Raw genomic sequence first — 17,302 nt, 5'->3', positions numbered from 1 at the left:
CCGCCTGGAGTTTCCATGCTAGAAACCCCGCCATGAATGATCATTCGTCCAAATTTCCAATTGCCGGTGATCCGCTGACCAACATCCTGCGCGGCTTGCGCCTCGACGGCGTCGAATACGGACGCTGGGAACTGAAAGAGCCGTGGAACATCGAATTCCCGGCCCAGGCCACGGCGCGTTTCTACTTCGTCAGCCAGAAGGCGTGCTGGCTTCGACAGCCTTCTGGTGAGTGGGTGGAGCTCAAATGCGGCGACGCTGTGCTCCTGCCGCGCGGCGTTGCACATGCGCTGGCAAGCGAGCCGGGCGCCAGATCGTCGCCGATCAATGGCTACGAGATCCACGAGATCTGCAAGAACGTCTTTTGCCTGTCGACCGAGGGCTGCCAGCCGGGCACTTTGCTCTTCTGCGGCAGCATGTATTTCAACCTCGATGGTCTCCACCCGCTGCTCGGCATGATGCCCGACGTCATGCGCACCACCGAGCTCGAGGCCCATGATCCAGGCATCACGCATCTGCTTGAAACCATGGCGCGCGAGGTCAAGCTCGAGCGCGTCGGCTCCGGCGGCATCGTCGCGCGCCTTGCCGATGTGCTCGCCGCCATCATCATCCGCTCATGGGTCGAGCGCGGTTGCGGTGATTCGAGTGGCTGGATCGCTGCCGTCAGGGACCCCAAGATCGGCAAGGTGCTGGCGGCCATCCATCTCGAACCGAGCCGAGACTGGACTGTCGAGGCGCTGGCCAGGATGATGGGCGCCTCACGCTCAGGCTTCGCCGAGCGCTTTGCTGCCATTGTCGGCGAAACACCGGCGAAATATGTCACCCAGGTCAGGATGCATCAGGCACGGCAGTGGCTTGTCCGCGACCGCCTGAGGATTTCGGTCGTTGCCTCGCGGCTGGGCTATGATTCGGAAGCCGCCTTCAGCCGAGCCTTCAAGCGCATCATCGGCCAACCGCCCGGTCATTTCAGGACGGTGGACCAGACGACCGGCACCTGAGCTCTATTGCACCAGAAGCAGGGCGCCGTTTTCGACCTGGTATTTCTTCAGCCGTGACAGGAAACTCATGCCGATCAGCGTGCCGTCGAGCGCCTTGTCTTCGAGCACGACCACCGGCACGTCGTCGACGCTGATCCGGCCGATCTGCAGTCTGTCGATGCGGGCGAGTGCGGCCCGTGCTGTACCGTTGGCTGTATTGACCTTCTGGGTGAAGTCGGTGGCCGAAACCTTGACGCCGGCCAGCCGCGCCGTCGACATGTTGATTGCAACCAAGGTGGCGCCGGTGTCGACCATGGCGTCGACCGCGCGCCCATTGACCTTGAAGCTGGCGCTGAAATGGCCGCGCATATCGGCGTCGATCGTCACGCGCCGTCCTGCCGTCGATACCGTGGCTGCGCTCGCCTCGATTGTCTGAGGCGGCGCGGCTGGATCGCTGTCCGCGCTCGTCCCCAGCAGTGCCTGCACTGCACCGCCGTGCTTCTCGTAAAGCGATGGCAGCGACGCGGATGCGCTGGCGAAAATGCCGAATATGATGATCTTACGCAACATGGTGACGCCTCGAATTCAGGCGTCACCCTAGGCAACTGATGGTGATCGCGCCTTTAACGGTGCAGCCCCATCGTCAAAGGCGGTAAATGGCTGGTTATTTGGTGCCGTACATGCGGTCGCCGGCATCGCCGAGACCGGGGATGATGTAGCCCTTTTCGTTGAGCTCGCGGTCGATCGAGGCGGTGAAGACCGGCACGTCAGGATGCGCCTTGGTGAAACGCTCGATGCCTTCGGGCGACGCCAACAGGCACAGGAAGCGCAAATTGGTGGCGCCGCGGCCCTTCAGCATGTCGATAGCCGCGATCGCCGAATTGGCCGTCGCCAGCATCGGGTCGACGACGATCACCAGCCGGTCGCCGAGGTCGCTCGGCGCCTTGAAGAAATACTCGACCGCCTCAAGCGTCTCGTGATCGCGATAAAGCCCGACATGGGCGACGCGCGCCGCCGGCACCAGATCAAGCAGGCCTTCGAGCAGGCCGTTGCCGGCGCGCAGCACCGAAGCGAACACCAGCTTCTTGCCTTCGAGCGTCGGCGCTTCCATCGTCTCGATCGGCGTTTCGATCATCTTGGTGGTCAGTTCGAGGTCGCGCGTCACCTCATAGCCGAGCAAAAGCGAGATCTCGCGCAGCAGGCGCCTGAAGCCGGCCGTGGAAGTTTCCTTGTCGCGCATGATGGTCAGCTTGTGCTGGACAAGCGGATGGTCGACGACGGTCACGGTCATGGCTTACGCTCCTGGAACTCGGATAATTGGCGGCATTCTATCGGCTGGTCCGCCGCCAACCAATGACTTGCCGCCTTGAACCACAGTTTTGTCGGCCGAAATTCAGCGTTTTTGGCCGTCGAGCCGCGCAAGAAGGGCTGCCTTGGTCTTTTTGTCGACAAAGGCAGCCTCGATCGCCGTCTTCGTGGTCGCCGCAAGCGCCTTGTCGTCCATGCCGAAATGCTCGGCCGCGATGTCGTATTCGCGCTTCAGCGTGGTCCAGAAATAGGGCGGATCATCGGAGTTGAGCGTCACCTTGCAGCCGGCGTCGCGCAGTTTGGGGAAGGGGTGGTCGCCAAAGCTGTCGAACACCTTGAGCGCGATGTTCGAGCCCGGGCAGATTTCGAGCACCACGCCTTCGTCGGCGATGCGCTTGACCAGGTCGGGGTTTTCGATGGCGCGCACGCCATGGCCGATACGCGAGGGGCGGATGTGGTCGAGTGCTGCTGCGACGCTCTCCCAGCCCATCAGCTCGCCGGCATGGATGGTGATGCCGAGGCCGGCCTCGCGCGCGATCTCGAAGGCCCTGACATAATCCTCGAATTCGCCCATGCGCTCGTCGCCGGCGACACCGAAGCCGGTCACCAGCGGATGGTTGCACTTGGCGGCGAAGCGCGCGGCGGCCTCGATTGATTCGACGCCGACATGGCGCACGCCGGTGACGATCATGCGTCCCTCGATGCCGGTCTTGGCCTTGGCCCGCGCCATGCCTTCGCCGAGCGCATTGGTGTAGGCCATGGGCGACAGTCCGGCCTTCTTGGCGTGGTCGGGCGAGGTGAACACCTCCGAATAGATCGCGCCATCGCGCGCAAGGCTTGTCAGATAGTGCTCGGAAAGCCTGGCATAGTCCTCTTCGGTGCGGAAAAGGTCGGCGGCAAAGTCATAAGCGGCGAGAAACGAAGTGAAATCGTTCCATACAAAGGAGCCGTCCTTGATAAAGGGCGAAACATCCTTGTTGTATTTTTGGGCCTGGCGGATGACGAGTTCGGGTGCAGCCGCACCTTCTATGTGGCAGTGCAGCTCGGCTTTCAAAGGCATTCTTTGTTCCTCGTCGTGTCGGCGCGGGCGCGGCCGAAAACCGCGCCTCAAACAATAGCGCCCGCTGGTGTGATCGGCTATGGTCCCGCCGGATTTGATTGGACAAGAAAATGTCAGAACAACGGACGACAGCTGTCGGCGGCATGGAAACTTCATACGGTTTCCGAAATGTCGGCGCGGGCGACAAGCAGGGCCTCGTCAACGAGGTCTTCCATAAGGTCGCCAACCGCTACGACATGATGAACGACCTGATGTCGGGCGGGCTGCACCGGGTGTGGAAAGATGCTATGGTTGCCTGGCTCAATCCGCCCAGGCGTCCGGGCTGGAAAGTGCTTGATGTTGCCGGTGGCACCGGCGACGTCGCCTTCCGCATCATCGATGCCTCGCATGGCAACGCGCACGCCACCGTGCTCGACATCAACGGCTCGATGCTCGGCGTCGGCCGCGAGCGGGCCGAAAAACGCGGCCTTGCCGACAAGACCGATTTTGTCGAAGCCAACGCGGAAGAACTGCCTTTCGCCGACGAGACCTTCGACGCCTATACGATCGCTTTCGGCATCCGCAACGTGCCGCGCATCGACGTGGCGCTGTCGGAAGCCTATCGCGTTCTCAAGCCGGGTGGACGCCTACTGGTCCTCGAATTCTCCGAGGTGGACATGCCGCTGCTCGACAAGGTTTATGAAGCCTGGTCGTTCAACGCCATCCCGCGCATCGGCCAAGCCGTCACTGGCGACGGCGAGCCCTATGCCTATCTCGTCGAATCGATCCGCAAGTTCCCCAACCAGCAGAACTTTGCCGCGATGATCACGCGCGCCGGCTTCGATCGCGTCACTTTCCGCAACTACACCGGCGGCATCGCAGCGCTTCATTCGGGCTGGAAGCTTTGAGAGACGGCGCGCGATGAGCAATATCGGGGCGTCTTTCCGGCTCGCGCGCGCGGGCTGGGTCTTGGTGCGCGAGGGCGTGGTCGCGGCTTTGCCGGGCGACCAGTTGACCGGCCTGCCGAAATTCGGCTGGCGTGTGGCCAAGCTGTTCACCCGCCGCCGTGCCCGAAAAAGCGTGCGCAGCGACCGCCTGGCCAATGCCGTTGCCCGGCTCGGGCCCTCCTACGTCAAGCTCGGCCAGTTCCTGGCGACGCGTCCTGACGTCGTTGGCGACGACATCGCGCTCGATCTCGCACTGCTTCAGGACAGCATGGCGACCTTCCCGATGTCGGAAGCTGTAGATGCCATCGAAGGCTCGCTCGGCCGCAAGGTTTCCGACCTCTACCTCAGTATCGGCGAGCCGGTGGCGGCGGCCTCCATCGCCCAGGTTCACCCGGCCGAGGTTGATACGCCAAATGGCCCGCGCAAGGTCGCCGTCAAGGTCATCCGCCCGGGCGTGCGCCGCCGCTTTTTCCAGGATCTCGAAAGCTATTTCCTCGCCGCCCGGCTGCAGGAGCGCTTTGTCCCGTCGAGCCGCCGGCTCCGTCCCGTCGAGATCACCGAGACGATGGCGCAGACCACCAAGATCGAGATGGATTTCAGGCTTGAGGCAGCCGCCTATTCCGAGCTTGGCGAAAACACCAAGGACGATCCCGGTTTCCGGGTGCCGGCAGTCGACTGGGAGCGCACCGGCCGTGACGTGCTCACCATGGAGTGGATCGACGGGGTCAAGCTCAACGACATCGACGGGCTTCGCGCCGGCGGCCACGATCTCAAGGCGATCGCCGCGACGCTCGTCCAGTCGTTCCTGCGCCACACGCTGCGCGACGGCTTCTTCCATGCCGACATGCACCCCGGCAACATGTTCGTCGACGCCAAGGGCGACATCGTCGCCGTCGACCTCGGCATTTCGGGCCGGCTCGGCAAGAAGGAGCAGCGCTTCCTCGCCGAGATCCTCTACGGCTTCATCACCCGCAACTACATGCGTGTCGCCGAAGTGCATTTTGAAGCGGGCTACGTGCCGCGCCACCACAATGTCGCGGCCTTTGCCCAGGCGATCCGCGCCATTGGCGAGCCGATCCATGGCCAGCCGGCCGAGACCATCTCGATGGCCAAGCTTCTGACACTGCTGTTTGAGGTCACCGAGCTGTTCGACATGCAGACGCGGCCCGAACTGGTGCTGCTGCAAAAGACAATGGTCGTGGTCGAGGGCGTTGCCCGCACGCTCGATCCGGCTTTCAACATGTGGAAGACCGCCGAGCCGGTGGTCAGCCACTGGATCGCAGGCAATCTTGGTCCGCAGGGCCTGCTGATCGACGCCCGCGACGGCCTTGGCGCGTTGATGTCGCTCATTCGACAGGCCCCCGATCTCGCTGCCCGCACCGAGCGCCTGTCGCGGCAGATCGACCTCATGGCGGAAAACGGGCTGCGTTTCGATGCCGAAACCGCCAGGGCTATTGGCAAGGCCGAAGCACGCTACACCCGCTCAGGCCGCGTCGCGATTTGGGTCATTGCGGCCACGCTTGTGTTCCTCGCCTGGCAGCTGCTATGAGGTGACATGACAGCGTTGCTAGCAATGCTGTCATTGCTGTCGAAGGCCATTGCCACTATATTGGGCACATGGCTAGGATCACCGTCCGGAACCTGGATGACTGGGTCATGCAAAGGCTGCGAGAACGCGGCGCGGCGCGTGGCGTATCGATGGAGCAGGAGGCGCGAGACGTGCTCGCCGCCTCCCTCGGGCTGCCAACCAGCGAAGGCTTCAATCGCCGGGGCGTGAAAGTGGATGACGGGTCCGAAGAAGACAAGAAGTGATCGGCAGAAGTTTTGCGAGGCACGACGATGGGCACTCTGACCATTCGCAATCTCGAAGAAGCCACAAAGCGGGAGCTACGCGGGCGCGCTGCCGCACGCGGTGTGTCGATGGAGCAGGAAGTGCGTGAGCGCCTTGCAAGCAGCGTTCCAAAACGGACGAAAAAGGCGACGATAGAGGAAATCCTCGCGCTGGGAGTGAAGCCGTCCGAGCCGTTTGATCTCAAAAAGCTCAGCGACGAGATGTGGGATGAAGGGCTCTTATGATCAGCCTGGCGGTCGATACATCGGTACTGATCGCAATTCTGAAGGCGGAACCTGAAAGCAGGCAGTTTGCATCCCTTTGCCACGCGGTCCCAAGTGTAGTCATCAGCACGGCGACAGTTCACGAGGCCTTTTGTGTTGTGGCAAGGAGCCGGATGGTTACGGGGTCCGTTCGCCTGGAGGCGCTTCTGTCGAAGCTTGAGCTGGAATTGATTGCCTTCGACGCACAACATCTTGCGGCCGCCAGAAGCGCCTATGCCCGCTATGGGCAAGGCTCTGGACATCCAGCTCAACTGAATATGGGCGACTGCTTCGCTTATGCCCTTGCCAAGACACGGAACCTGCCGCTGCTTTTCAAGGGCGACGATTTCATCCATACCGACATCCAGCCGGCGCTGAAGCCGGCCTGACGAGACGGCGGACCAGGCATGATCCTCAACGGCAAGCGTATCCTGCTCATCATCGGCGGCGGCATCGCGGCCTATAAGTCGCTCGACCTGATCCGGCGCCTGCGCGAGCGCGGCGCTTCGGTCCGTGCGGTCATGACGTCGGCCGCGCAGGAGTTCGTCACGCCCTTGTCGGTCGGCGCTCTGACCGCCGACCATGTGTTCTCCGATCTCTTCGACCGCCAGGACGAGCACGACATCGGGCACATCAGGCTGTCGCGCGAGGCCGATCTGTTGGTCGTGGCCCCTGCTACCGCAGACCTGATGGCCAAGCTCGCCAATGGCCACGCCAACGACCTTGCCTCGACGGTGCTGCTTGCCACCGACAAGAAGGTGTTGCTGGCGCCCGCCATGAACCCCAAAATGTGGTCGCATGCAGCCACGCGCCGCAACCGCGCGATGCTGGAGAAGGACGGCATCCATTTCGTCGGCCCCAAGAGCGGCGAGATGGCCGAAAGCGGCGAGGCAGGCGAGGGCCGCATGGCCGAACCGCTGGAGATCGTGGCTGCCATCGAAGCGCTGCTCGATGCCAGGCCCAAGCCGCTGTCGGGCAAGAAAATCATCATCACCTCCGGGCCGACACATGAGCCCATCGACCCGGTCCGCTACATCGCCAACCGCTCGTCGGGCAAGCAGGGCCATGCCATCGCCGCGGCCCTGGCCAGGCTCGGGGCCGACGTTCGCCTCGTCTCCGGCCCGGTCACCATCGCCGACCCGGCTGGGGTGAAGACGGTTCATGTCGAAAGCGCGCGTGAGATGCGCGATGCGGTCGAGCAGCTTCTGCCTGCCGACGCCGCCGTCTTTGTCGCCGCCGTCGCCGACTGGCGCACCGACAATGCCGCTGGCGAGAAGATCAAGAAGGTGGCGGGCGAGGGCGCGCCGAGCCTGAAGATGGTCGAGAATCCCGACATTCTTGCAGGCGTCGGGCATCATAAACAACGTCCCTATCTTGTTGTCGGCTTCGCCGCCGAGACCCAGGACGTGCTCAAGAACGCCCAGGCCAAGCTTGCCAGGAAAGGTGCTGATTTCATCGTCGCCAATGATGTCAGCCATGAAGGCGGCGTCATGGGTGGCGACCGCAACCGTGTCCGCATCGTCAGCAAGAGCGGTGTCGACGAGTGGCCGGACCTTTCCAAAGAAGAGGTCGCAGGCAGGCTGGCAAGCCTGATCGCCCAGCGCCTCAAGACAATCACAGTGTGAGTCGCCGCCGTTCCAAAGCCGCATCCGACACCGGTAACATAGTGTTCACCGATTGGGTGCTTGGAGGCATTGCCCGCGCGTGCGAGAGGGAGGCATCAACATTCGGAGTTTCCCACGACATGAAGCTTTTCTACATGCCCGGCGCCTGCTCGCTGGCTCCCCACATCGTTGCCAATGAAGTTGGCATCGACCTCGATCTGGTCAAGGTCGACGGCAAGACCAAGACCACCGAAGCCGATCAGGATTTCCTCGCCACCAACCCCAACGGTTATGTGCCGGCCCTCGTCCTGCCCGATGGCGAATTGATGACCGAAGCCTCGGTGCTGGTTCAGTATCTCGCCGACCAGAAGCCCGAAAGTGGCCTGATGCCCAAGGCCGGCGACATGGCGCGCTACCGCGTCCAGCAGTGGCTGGCCTTCGTCGCCACCGAACTGCACAAGAGCCTTGGCGTATTCTTCAAGCCGAACACGCCCGAGGCGACCAAGGAGATTAACCGCGAGCATCTCGCCAAGCGTTTTGCTTATGTCGACGGCAAGCTCGCCGACCGCTCCTATCTGATGGGCGACGTCTTCAGCGCAGCCGACGCCTATATGTGGACCGTGCTCGGCTGGGCCAAGCATGTCGGCGTCGACCTGTCGTCCTTCGCCAACATTCAGCGCTATCTAGGTACCGTGGCTGCCCGCCCAGCCGTGCAGAAGGCCCTGCGCGCGGAAGGCCTTGCCTGATCCTGCTTGCCGCGTCGGCTGACGCGGCACCCAAGCTTTGAATACAAACGGCTCTCAGGCACCCGCCTGAGGGCCGTTTTCTTTATGGAATTCCTATTTCTTTCAGCACCCCGCTCTCTCGAACCTTAATGCGGTTTGGGGCCACATTCCCTCCTGAAATCCCAGCGCATCGGCCCGAAGGCCCGTCAGGTCTTCGCCAAGCACGATGCGTCAAACAGATGCCACAGCCAACGTCGTCAGCGCAGCTGGCGCCGTTGTTTGGCGCGTGGCATGGTCTTTGCGCTTCCGGTGCAAGGTCTCAACTGAACAGGAGCATTCGAAGATGGATATCTTCGTTCTCGCCATAGGCGTCTTCTTCTTCGCCTTGTGTTTTGCTTACGTCAAAGCCTGCGACATCCTCTGAAGGAACGCCAACATGTTGCTCGAATACATCCTCGGCGGCGCAGTGACCGTGTTCCTGCTTGCCTATCTGACCTACGCGCTCATCCGCCCCGAACGGTTCTGACCGTCCAGCGCTCGCACGGAAAGTTTCTCAAATGACCATCAATGGCTGGATACAGATCGCCGCGTTCTGCGCGATCATCATTCTGCTCGTGAAGCCGCTTGGCGGCTACATGACGCGCGTCTTCAGTGGCGAGCGCACGCTTCTGTCGCCCGTCCTCGGCCCCATCGAGCGCGTGCTCTACCGGCTTGCCGGCACCAGCGAGCGCGAGGACCAGCACTGGACCGGCTATGCCGCCGCCATGCTGTCGTTCAACATCGCCGGCTTCCTGCTGCTTTACTTCTTGCAGCGGTTCCAGGGCTCGCTGCCCTTCAACCCCGCCGCCATGACTGCTGTGCCGCCGGAACTCTCCTTCAACACCGCCGTCAGCTTCGTCACCAACACCAACTGGCAGAACTACGGCGGCGAAAGCACGATGTCTTATCTCGTGCAGATGGCCGGCCTGACCGTCCAGAACTTTGTTTCCGCCGCCACCGGCATCGCCGTCGGCATGGCGCTGATCCGCGGCTTTGCTCGCGCCTCGGGCAAGTCGATCGGCAATTTCTGGGTCGATCTGACCCGTTCCACGCTCTACGTGCTGCTGCCGCTGTGCATCGTGCTGACGCTTGCCTATGTCTGGCTCGGCGTGCCGCAGACCATTGGCTCCTATGTTGCGGCCACCACAGTCGAGGGCGCCCAGCAGACCATCGCTGTCGGCCCGGTTGCCTCGCAGCTGGCGATCAAGATGCTCGGCACCAATGGCGGCGGCTTCTTCAACGCCAACTCCGCGCACCCGTTCGAAAACCCTGACGCCATCTCCAACTTCCTCCAGATGGTTTCGATCTTCGCCATCGGCGCTGCTCTTACCAACGTCTTCGGCCGCATGGTCGGCAACCAGCGCCAGGGCTGGGCGATCTTCGCCACCATGGGCATCCTGTTTGTCGCCGGCGTCGCCGTCACCTACTGGGCCGAAGCCGCCGGCAACCCGCTGGTCCATGCGCTCGGCATCGACGGTGGCAACATGGAAGGCAAGGAAGCGCGCTTCGGCATCGTCATGTCGGCACTCTTCGCCGTCGTTACCACCGCCGCCTCCTGCGGCGCGGTCAATGCCATGCATGGCTCCTTCACCGCGCTGGGCGGGCTCATCCCGCTCATCAACATGGAGCTTGGCGAAGTCATCGTCGGCGGTGTCGGCGCTGGTTTCTACGGCATCTTGATGTTCGTCATCATCGCCATCTTCGTTGCTGGCCTGATGGTCGGCCGCACGCCGGAATATCTCGGCAAGAAGATCGAGGCCAAGGAAGTCAAGATGGCGTTGCTCGCCATCCTGTGCCTGCCGCTCTCCATGCTCGGCTTCACAGCCATTGCCGTGCTGATACCGAACGCTGTCGCTTCGGTCGGAACGCCGGGTCCGCACGGCTTCTCCGAGATCCTGTATGCCTACACCTCGGCGACTGCCAACAACGGCTCAGCCTTCGGCGGCCTCACCGGCAACACGCCCTGGTACAACATCACGCTTGGTCTCGCCATGCTGATGGGCCGCTTCCTGGTCATCATCCCGGCACTGGCAATCGCTGGTTCGCTGGTGGCGAAGAAGACGGTTCCAGCCTCCGCCGGTACCTTCCCGACTGATACGACCCTGTTCGTCGGCCTGCTTGCCGGTGTCGTGGTCATCGTCGGCGGCCTGACCTTCTTCCCGGCACTCGCCGTCGGCCCGATCGTCGAGCACCTCGCCATGATCGTCGGCCAGACGTTCTGATGCAGCGCCGCAAAACTAAAGGACTGGAGTCTCTCACATGAGTGTCCACAAATCTGCGAGCCTGCTCGACGCTCGCATCATCCTCCCCGCCATAGGCGACGCGTTCAAGAAGCTTGACCCGCGCAGCCTGGCCAGGAACCCTGTCATGTTCGTCGTCGCCGTCGTTACGGCGCTGACAACGGTGCTCTTCGTCAAGGATCTGGTCACCGGAGCGGGCGGTCTTGGCTTCTCGTTCCAGATCATCCTGTGGCTGTGGTTCACGGTGCTGTTCGCCAACTTCGCCGAGGCCGTTGCCGAAGGCCGCGGCAAGGCCCAGGCCGACTCGCTGCGCAAGGCACGCACTGAAACCCAGGCCAAGCTGCTCGAAGGCGAAAGCCGCACCGCCTACAAGATGGTGCCGGGCACAGCCCTCAAGGTCGGCCAGGTCGTCCTCGTCGAGGCCGGCGACATCATCCCTTCCGATGGCGAAGTCATCGAAGGTGTCGCTTCGGTCAACGAGGCCGCCATAACCGGCGAGTCGGCTCCGGTCATCCGCGAGTCGGGTGGCGACCGCTCGGCCGTGACAGGCGGCACCCAGGTTCTGTCCGACTGGATCCGCGTGCGCATCACCGCCGCTGCCGGGTCGACCTTCCTCGACCGCATGATCTCGCTGGTCGAGGGTGCCGAGCGCCAGAAGACGCCGAACGAGATCGCGCTCAACATCCTGCTTGCCGGCATGACGCTGATCTTCGTGCTTGCCGTTGCCACAATCCCGAGCTTCGCCACCTATGCCGGCGGCTACATCCCGGTCATCGTGCTGGTCGCGCTGTTCGTCACGCTGATCCCGACCACCATAGGTGCGCTGCTCTCGGCCATCGGCATCGCCGGCATGGACCGCCTCGTGCGCTTCAACGTGCTTGCCATGTCGGGCCGCGCCGTCGAGGCCGCCGGCGACGTCGACACGCTTTTGCTCGACAAGACCGGCACGATCACGCTCGGCAATCGTCAGGCGACCGAATTCCGTCCGGTCAGGGGCGTCACCGAGCAGGAACTGGCAGATGCCGCCCAGCTTGCCTCGCTCGCCGACGAGACGCCGGAAGGCCGCTCGATCGTCGTGCTCGCCAAGGAGCGTTATGGCATCCGCGCCCGCGACATGGGCTCGCTGCACGCTCATTTCGTGCCCTTCACCGCCCAGAGCCGAATGAGTGGCGTCGACTTGGACGGCTCCTCCATCCGCAAGGGCGCGGTGGATTCGGTGCTCGACTATGTCAAATCCAGTGCCGCGTCGGCTTCAGGCACGCGTGTCGACACGGAAGCCGTGCGTGGCATCCAGGCCATCTCCGACGAGATCGCCAAGCTCGGCGGAACCCCGCTTGCGGTTGTTCGCGATGCCCGCCTGCTCGGCGTCATCTACCTCAAGGATATCGTCAAGGGCGGCATCAAGGAACGCTTCACCGAGCTGCGCCGCATGGGCATCCGCACAGTGATGATCACCGGCGACAACCCGATGACGGCAGCGGCTATCGCGGCCGAAGCCGGCGTCGATGATTTCCTCGCCCAGGCCACGCCGGAGAACAAGCTCAGCCTCATCCGCGAGGAACAGGCCAAGGGCAAGCTGGTCGCCATGTGCGGCGACGGCACCAACGATGCCCCGGCACTCGCCCAGGCTGACGTCGGTGTCGCCATGAACACCGGCACTGTCGCAGCGCGCGAGGCCGGCAACATGGTCGATCTCGACAGCGACCCGACCAAGCTCATCGAGATTGTCGAGATCGGCAAGCAGCTGCTGATGACGCGTGGCGCGCTCACCACGTTTTCGATCGCCAACGACATCGCCAAGTATTTCGCCATCATCCCGGCGATGTTCCTGGCCTTTTACCCGCAGCTCGGCGCGCTCAACATCATGGGGCTCCAGACCCCGCAGAGCGCCATCCTGTCGGCGATCATCTTCAACGCGCTGATCATCGTCGCGCTCATCCCGCTGTCGCTGAAAGGCGTCAAATACCGGCCGATCGGTGCCGGCTCGCTGCTCCGCCGCAACCTGCTCGTCTACGGCCTCGGCGGCATCATCGTGCCCTTCATCGGCATCAAGGCCATCGACATGGCGATCAACGCCATCGGCCTCGTGTAAAGGACCTTCATCATGTTGAAGCAACTTAGACCTGCACTCGTCATGATCGCGGCGCTCACCGTCATCACCGGCCTCATCTACCCCCTGGGCATGACCGGCATCGCGCAAGTGCTGTTTCCGCACCAGGCCAATGGCAGCCTGATCGTCAAGGACGGCAAGGTCATCGGCTCCGAGCTGATCGGCCAGGCCTTCACCGGCGAGCGCTACTTCCATGGCCGTCCCTCGGCCGCGGGCGACGGCTACAATGCCGCTGGCTCCAGCGGCTCCAACCTCGGGCCGACCAGCGCCAAGCTGATCGAACGCATCAAGACCGAGGCGGACACGCTCAAGCAGACCGATCCTGGCGCGCCGGTGCCGATGGATCTAGTCACCGCATCGGGCAGCGGCCTTGATCCGCACCTGTCGCCCGAGGCCGCCTACTTCCAGGTGGCGCGCGTGGCCAAGGCGCGCGGTGCCGACGAAGCCTTCGTCCGCAGCCTTGTCGACAGCCACGTCGAAGCCCGCGAACTCGGCTTCATGGGCGAACCGGTGGTCAATGTGCTCAAGCTGAATTTGGCGCTCGACGCGGCGATCGCACGCTGACAAGGTCGCGCCGGAGTTCTAACACTGCAAGAACTCCGGCGCCCCAGACTGTAAAGAATTGATGCCAGACGACATCAGAGACAAGGAAGGCAGGCCTTCGCCCGACGCGCTGCTTGAGACAGCAGCACGCGAGGGACGCGGTCGCCTGAAGATCTTCCTCGGTGCTGCTCCTGGCGTCGGCAAGACCTATGAAATGCTGATGTCGGGCCGTGCCCGGCTTGCCGATGGCACCGATGTCGTCATCGGCGTTGTCGAGACCCACGGCCGGCGCGAAACCCAGGCGCTGGTCGAAGGCTTTGAGGTCGTGCCGCGCAAGGCGGTCGACTACAAGGGCCGCAAGCTCGATGAGATGGATCTCGACGCCATCATCGCGCGCAGGCCGGCACTGGCGCTTGTCGACGAGCTCGCCCACTCCAACGCGCCCGGCAGCCGTCATCCCAAGCGGTACCTCGACGTCCAGGAATTGCTGACCCAGGGTATCGACGTCTACACCACGCTCAACATCCAGCATGTCGAGAGCCTCAACGACATCGTCGCCCAGATCACCCGCGTCACAGTGCGCGAGACCGTGCCCGACTCGATCATCGACCGCGCCGACGACGTCGAGATCATCGACCTCACACCCGACGACCTGATCAAACGCCTGCATGAAGGCAAGGTCTATGTGCCGACTACGGCGCGCCGCGCCATCGAGAACTATTTTTCGCCCGGCAATTTGACGGCGCTGCGTGAGCTTGCTCTGCGCCGCACCGCCCAGCGCGTCGACGAACAGCTGCTTACCCACATGCAGGCTCACGCCATCGAGGGGCCTTGGGCTGCCGGGGACCGTGTGCTTGTCGCCGTCGATGAACATCCGCGCGGCGCCTCGCTGGTTCGTTACGCCCGCCGCCAGGCCGACCGCCTGCGCGCGCCCTGGGCCGCGATCCACGTCGAGACCTCGCGCTCGGCCAACCTGCCCGACGCCGACAAGGACCGGCTCGCCGCCACCATGCGCTTGGCCGAACAGCTCGGTGGCGAGGCGGTCACCATTCCCGGACAGTCGGTCGCCGAAGACATCGTCCGCCACGCCAGCACGCATAATTTCACCCACATAGTCGTCGGCAAGGCGAGCAAACCGCGCTGGCGCGAATATTTCGAGGGCTCGGTCACTCACGACCTGATCCGCCAGGCCGGCAATATCTCGGTGCATGTCACATCAGGCACCGAGCAGGACGCCGCACTTGCCGCGCGCGGTTTGAAAACTGTCACCCAGGCACAGGCGCTGAACTTTCGGCCCTACCTGTCCGCGACGCTGCACGTCGTCGGTGCGCTCGCCGTTGGCACGGCGCTCGAACAGTTCCTCGACGTCCGCAACATCGCGCTCGTCTTCATCATGGCGGTGCTCACCTCGGCGGTGACGCTCGGCCTTTGGCCCGCGCTCTTTGCTTCGGTACTCAGCGCGTTTGCCTACAATTTCTTCTTCCTGCCGCCGCTCTACACGCTGACCATCGCCGATCCCGAAAGCGTGGTCGCGCTGATGTTTTTCCTCATCGTCGCGGTCATCGCCTCCAACCTCACCGGCCGTGTGCAGCGTCAGGCCGCCGCCGCCCGCGAGCGCGCGCGCCTGACCGAGGATCTCTACCTCTTCTCCAAAAAGCTCGCGGGTACCGGCACGCTCGACGATGTCTTGTGGGCGACCGCCTTCCAGATCGCCTCGATGCTCAAGGTCCGCGTCGTGCTGCTTTTGCCTGAGGATGGCACCATCGCCGTCAAGGCCGGCTATCCGCCCGACGACACGCTTGTCGATGCCGACATCGCCGCCGCCAAATGGGCCTGGGAGCACAACCGTGCCGCCGGCCGTGGCGCCGACACCTTGCCGGGCGCCAAGCGCCTTTATCTGCCGCTGCGCACCGGGCGCATGGCGGTGGGCGTCGTTGGTCTCGATAATGACCGCCAGGGCCCGCTTCTGACGCCGGAACAGCAACGCCTGTTCGATGCCCTTGCCGACCAGGCCGCCGTCGCCATCGAGCGCATCCAGCTCGTCGCCGATGTCGACCGTGCCCGGCTCGCCGTCGAAGCCGATCGGCTGAGGTCCGCACTGCTCACTTCGATCTCGCACGACCTCAAGACCCCGCTCGCCAGCATCATGGGCGCCGCAGGCGCTCTGCGCGAGTTCGGCACGTCTTTGCCGGAAGAGGGCAGGGCGGAGCTTGTCTCGACGGTGCTCGACGAATCCGAGCGGCTCAACCGCTTCATTGCCAATCTGCTCGATATGACCAAGCTCGAGTCGGGCGCGATGGCACCCAATTCAGCGCTCCATTATGTTGGCGACATCGTCGGCAGTTCCCTGCGCCGTGCCGCCAAGATCACCGCCAATCACAAGACCGAAGTCGACATGCCGGCCGACCTGCCGATGCTGAAGCTCGACCCGGTGCTGTTTGAGCAGGTGTTGTTCAACCTGCTCGACAATGCCGCGAAGTACGCTCCGGAAGGCTCGACCATCCGCATTCGCGGCTGGGCCGACGGTGCCACTGTCACCATCCAGATCATGGATGAAGGCCCGGGCATTCCACAGGCCGATCTGGAGCGGGTCTTCGATACGTTCTATCGCGTCCGCAAGGGCGACCATGTCCGCGCCGGTACCGGGCTTGGCTTGTCGATCTGCCGTGGTTTCGTCGAGGCGATGGGTGGCACCATCGTTGCCTCGAACCGGGCCGACCGCTCGGGCGCGGTCTTCACCATCACCATGCCGGTGCCAGCCGAGCGGCCAAGCCTGGACGGACCGAACCTGGATGGAATTGCATGACCAACGCTGCGGTAAAGATCCTGATCGTCGATGACGAGCCGCCGATCCGAAAACTGTTGCGCGTCGGTCTCGGCACCCAGGGCTACGCCATCAGCGAGGCGCCGAATGGCAAGACGGCGATGGCGCTGGTCAAGGAAGACAAGCCTGACCTGATCCTACTCGACCTCGGCCTGCCCGATATCGCCGGCCACGATCTGCTTGCCACCTGGCGCAATGAGGGCCTCCAGGTGCCGGTGCTCATCCTGTCGAGCCGCACCGACGAGGCCGGTATCGTCAAGGCGCTGGAGCTCGGGGCCGACGATTATGTGTCGAAACCCTTCGGCATGAACGAGCTTGCCGCGCGCATCCGCACCGCCCTTCGCCACCGGCTCCAGCAGCAGGGCGAAAAGCCGGTGTTCCAGACCGGCGAGCTGTCGGTCGATCTGGTCAAGCGCATCGTCAGGGTAGGTGGTCAGGAAGTGAAGCTGTCGCCCAAGGAATATGACATCCTGCGCGTGCTGGTGCAGCACGCCGGCAAGGTGCTCACCCACCGCTTCCTGCTTGAGCATGTCTGGGGCGGATCGGCCGACGTGCAATATCTCAGGGTCTATGTCCGCCAGCTGCGCCAGAAGATCGAAAAGGCGCCTGACGAGCCGCAATACATCACCACCGAAACCGGTGTCGGCTACAGGCTGCGAGAGCCGGATCTGCTTTAGCCAAGATGTGGTCGCTGCGTCCTTCGAGGCTCGCCTTTCAGGCGAGCACCTCAGGATGAGGAGGTCGGAGTCCGACGATCCCCATCCACAGATAGGTAAGTGCCGGGCGTGATACTTGCAGAACTGTCGAGCCTCGCAACCTCGTTCCTCATCCTGAGGTGCGAGCGAAGCGAGCCTC

Annotated in this window: 17 protein-coding genes; 14 read left to right on the top strand and 3 right to left on the bottom strand. The window is 63.4% G+C overall.

From position 1 onward, the window contains the following. Nucleotides 1-32 precede the first annotated feature (32 nt). The gene (locus tag AC1RTB_RS06430) at nucleotides 33-995 is read left to right on the top strand and encodes an AraC family transcriptional regulator (RefSeq protein WP_492875792.1); all 963 of its coding nucleotides are present in this window, start codon (nucleotides 33-35) and stop codon (nucleotides 993-995) included. 3 nt (nucleotides 996-998) lie between these two features. Here AC1RTB_RS06430 and AC1RTB_RS06425 read toward each other — a convergent pair whose 3' ends face one another. The 3 genes from AC1RTB_RS06425 to AC1RTB_RS06415 form a co-directional block, all read right to left on the bottom strand. Continuing rightward, a complete protein-coding gene (locus tag AC1RTB_RS06425; RefSeq protein WP_492875790.1) occupies nucleotides 999-1,544 on the bottom strand; it encodes a TIGR02281 family clan AA aspartic protease in 546 nt (181 codons plus the stop codon). A gap of 94 nt (nucleotides 1,545-1,638) precedes the next feature. Further along, nucleotides 1,639-2,265 (bottom strand): uracil phosphoribosyltransferase, encoded by a 627-nt coding sequence (upp, locus tag AC1RTB_RS06420; RefSeq protein ID WP_492875788.1) that lies wholly within the window; start codon nucleotides 2,263-2,265, stop codon nucleotides 1,639-1,641. 102 nt (nucleotides 2,266-2,367) lie between these two features. Beyond that, the gene (locus AC1RTB_RS06415; protein ID WP_492875786.1) at nucleotides 2,368-3,342 is read right to left on the bottom strand and encodes an adenosine deaminase; all 975 of its coding nucleotides are present in this window, start codon (nucleotides 3,340-3,342) and stop codon (nucleotides 2,368-2,370) included. Between the two features lie 110 nt (nucleotides 3,343-3,452). Here AC1RTB_RS06415 and ubiE point away from each other — a divergent pair, with 110 nt between their 5' ends. The 13 genes from ubiE (at nucleotide 3,453) to AC1RTB_RS06350 (ending at nucleotide 17,124) form a co-directional block, all read left to right on the top strand. Beyond that, on the top strand, nucleotides 3,453-4,229 hold the full coding sequence (ubiE, locus tag AC1RTB_RS06410; RefSeq protein WP_492875784.1) for a bifunctional demethylmenaquinone methyltransferase/2-methoxy-6-polyprenyl-1,4-benzoquinol methylase UbiE: 777 nt from the start codon (nucleotides 3,453-3,455) through the stop codon (nucleotides 4,227-4,229). Nucleotides 4,230-4,242: 13 nt separating this feature from the next. Then, complete coding sequence (gene ubiB / locus AC1RTB_RS06405) at nucleotides 4,243-5,817, top strand: 2-polyprenylphenol 6-hydroxylase (protein WP_492875782.1); 1,575 nt, start codon at nucleotides 4,243-4,245, stop codon at nucleotides 5,815-5,817. A 68-nt stretch (nucleotides 5,818-5,885) separates the two neighbouring features. After that, a complete protein-coding gene (locus tag AC1RTB_RS06400; RefSeq protein WP_492875780.1) occupies nucleotides 5,886-6,080 on the top strand; it encodes a FitA-like ribbon-helix-helix domain-containing protein in 195 nt (64 codons plus the stop codon). A 27-nt stretch (nucleotides 6,081-6,107) separates the two neighbouring features. Further along, on the top strand, nucleotides 6,108-6,344 hold the full coding sequence (locus AC1RTB_RS06395; protein WP_492875778.1) for a FitA-like ribbon-helix-helix domain-containing protein: 237 nt from the start codon (nucleotides 6,108-6,110) through the stop codon (nucleotides 6,342-6,344). Continuing rightward, complete coding sequence (locus AC1RTB_RS06390) at nucleotides 6,341-6,751, top strand: type II toxin-antitoxin system VapC family toxin (RefSeq protein WP_492875776.1); 411 nt, start codon at nucleotides 6,341-6,343, stop codon at nucleotides 6,749-6,751. Before AC1RTB_RS06395 ends, AC1RTB_RS06390 begins: the two co-directional genes overlap by 4 nt. Nucleotides 6,752-6,769: 18 nt before the next feature. Beyond that, on the top strand, nucleotides 6,770-7,987 hold the full coding sequence (gene coaBC / locus AC1RTB_RS06385) for a bifunctional phosphopantothenoylcysteine decarboxylase/phosphopantothenate--cysteine ligase CoaBC (protein WP_492875774.1): 1,218 nt from the start codon (nucleotides 6,770-6,772) through the stop codon (nucleotides 7,985-7,987). Nucleotides 7,988-8,106: 119 nt separating this feature from the next. Further along, on the top strand, nucleotides 8,107-8,712 hold the full coding sequence (gene gstA, locus AC1RTB_RS06380; RefSeq protein ID WP_492875772.1) for a glutathione transferase GstA: 606 nt from the start codon (nucleotides 8,107-8,109) through the stop codon (nucleotides 8,710-8,712). A gap of 415 nt (nucleotides 8,713-9,127) precedes the next feature. Further along, the gene (gene kdpF, locus AC1RTB_RS06375; protein ID WP_067954606.1) at nucleotides 9,128-9,217 is read left to right on the top strand and encodes a K(+)-transporting ATPase subunit F; all 90 of its coding nucleotides are present in this window, start codon (nucleotides 9,128-9,130) and stop codon (nucleotides 9,215-9,217) included. Between the two features lie 31 nt (nucleotides 9,218-9,248). Next, nucleotides 9,249-10,952: a potassium-transporting ATPase subunit KdpA gene (gene kdpA / locus AC1RTB_RS06370; protein WP_492875769.1), complete on the top strand. Its 1,704-nt coding sequence runs from the start codon at nucleotides 9,249-9,251 to the stop codon at nucleotides 10,950-10,952. Between the two features lie 37 nt (nucleotides 10,953-10,989). Next, the gene (gene kdpB / locus AC1RTB_RS06365; RefSeq protein ID WP_492875767.1) at nucleotides 10,990-13,062 is read left to right on the top strand and encodes a potassium-transporting ATPase subunit KdpB; all 2,073 of its coding nucleotides are present in this window, start codon (nucleotides 10,990-10,992) and stop codon (nucleotides 13,060-13,062) included. 12 nt (nucleotides 13,063-13,074) lie between these two features. Beyond that, on the top strand, nucleotides 13,075-13,644 hold the full coding sequence (gene kdpC, locus AC1RTB_RS06360) for a potassium-transporting ATPase subunit KdpC (RefSeq protein WP_492875765.1): 570 nt from the start codon (nucleotides 13,075-13,077) through the stop codon (nucleotides 13,642-13,644). Between the two features lie 61 nt (nucleotides 13,645-13,705). Then, on the top strand, nucleotides 13,706-16,429 hold the full coding sequence (locus AC1RTB_RS06355) for a DUF4118 domain-containing protein (protein WP_492875763.1): 2,724 nt from the start codon (nucleotides 13,706-13,708) through the stop codon (nucleotides 16,427-16,429). Then, nucleotides 16,426-17,124, top strand: coding sequence for a response regulator transcription factor (locus tag AC1RTB_RS06350; RefSeq protein WP_492875761.1), 699 nt, complete (start codon nucleotides 16,426-16,428; stop codon nucleotides 17,122-17,124). Before AC1RTB_RS06355 ends, AC1RTB_RS06350 begins: the two co-directional genes overlap by 4 nt. The last annotated feature ends 178 nt before the right edge of the window (nucleotides 17,125-17,302 follow it).

The sequence above is a fragment of the Aminobacter sp. GW821-FHT11F06 genome (assembly GCF_058808215.1).
The sequence above is the reverse complement of the archived record's forward strand: the minus strand, read 5'-3'. Positions and strand labels throughout refer to the sequence as shown.

Bases quoted from the DNA above. Each gene is read 5' to 3' on its own strand.
- AC1RTB_RS06430 (WP_492875792.1), top strand. From the start codon at position 33: ATGAATGATCATTCGTCCAAATTTCCAATTGCCGGTGATCCGCTGACC.
- AC1RTB_RS06425 (WP_492875790.1), bottom strand. From the start codon at position 1,544: ATGTTGCGTAAGATCATCATATTCGGCATTTTCGCCAGCGCATCCGCG.
- upp (WP_492875788.1), bottom strand. From the start codon at position 2,265: ATGACCGTGACCGTCGTCGACCATCCGCTTGTCCAGCACAAGCTGACC.
- AC1RTB_RS06415 (WP_492875786.1), bottom strand. From the start codon at position 3,342: ATGCCTTTGAAAGCCGAGCTGCACTGCCACATAGAAGGTGCGGCTGCA.
- ubiE (WP_492875784.1), top strand. From the start codon at position 3,453: ATGTCAGAACAACGGACGACAGCTGTCGGCGGCATGGAAACTTCATAC.
- ubiB (WP_492875782.1), top strand. From the start codon at position 4,243: ATGAGCAATATCGGGGCGTCTTTCCGGCTCGCGCGCGCGGGCTGGGTC.
- AC1RTB_RS06400 (WP_492875780.1), top strand. From the start codon at position 5,886: ATGGCTAGGATCACCGTCCGGAACCTGGATGACTGGGTCATGCAAAGG.
- AC1RTB_RS06395 (WP_492875778.1), top strand. From the start codon at position 6,108: ATGGGCACTCTGACCATTCGCAATCTCGAAGAAGCCACAAAGCGGGAG.
- AC1RTB_RS06390 (WP_492875776.1), top strand. From the start codon at position 6,341: ATGATCAGCCTGGCGGTCGATACATCGGTACTGATCGCAATTCTGAAG.
- coaBC (WP_492875774.1), top strand. From the start codon at position 6,770: ATGATCCTCAACGGCAAGCGTATCCTGCTCATCATCGGCGGCGGCATC.
- gstA (WP_492875772.1), top strand. From the start codon at position 8,107: ATGAAGCTTTTCTACATGCCCGGCGCCTGCTCGCTGGCTCCCCACATC.
- kdpF (WP_067954606.1), top strand. From the start codon at position 9,128: ATGTTGCTCGAATACATCCTCGGCGGCGCAGTGACCGTGTTCCTGCTT.
- kdpA (WP_492875769.1), top strand. From the start codon at position 9,249: ATGACCATCAATGGCTGGATACAGATCGCCGCGTTCTGCGCGATCATC.
- kdpB (WP_492875767.1), top strand. From the start codon at position 10,990: ATGAGTGTCCACAAATCTGCGAGCCTGCTCGACGCTCGCATCATCCTC.
- kdpC (WP_492875765.1), top strand. From the start codon at position 13,075: ATGTTGAAGCAACTTAGACCTGCACTCGTCATGATCGCGGCGCTCACC.
- AC1RTB_RS06355 (WP_492875763.1), top strand. From the start codon at position 13,706: ATGCCAGACGACATCAGAGACAAGGAAGGCAGGCCTTCGCCCGACGCG.
- AC1RTB_RS06350 (WP_492875761.1), top strand. From the start codon at position 16,426: ATGACCAACGCTGCGGTAAAGATCCTGATCGTCGATGACGAGCCGCCG.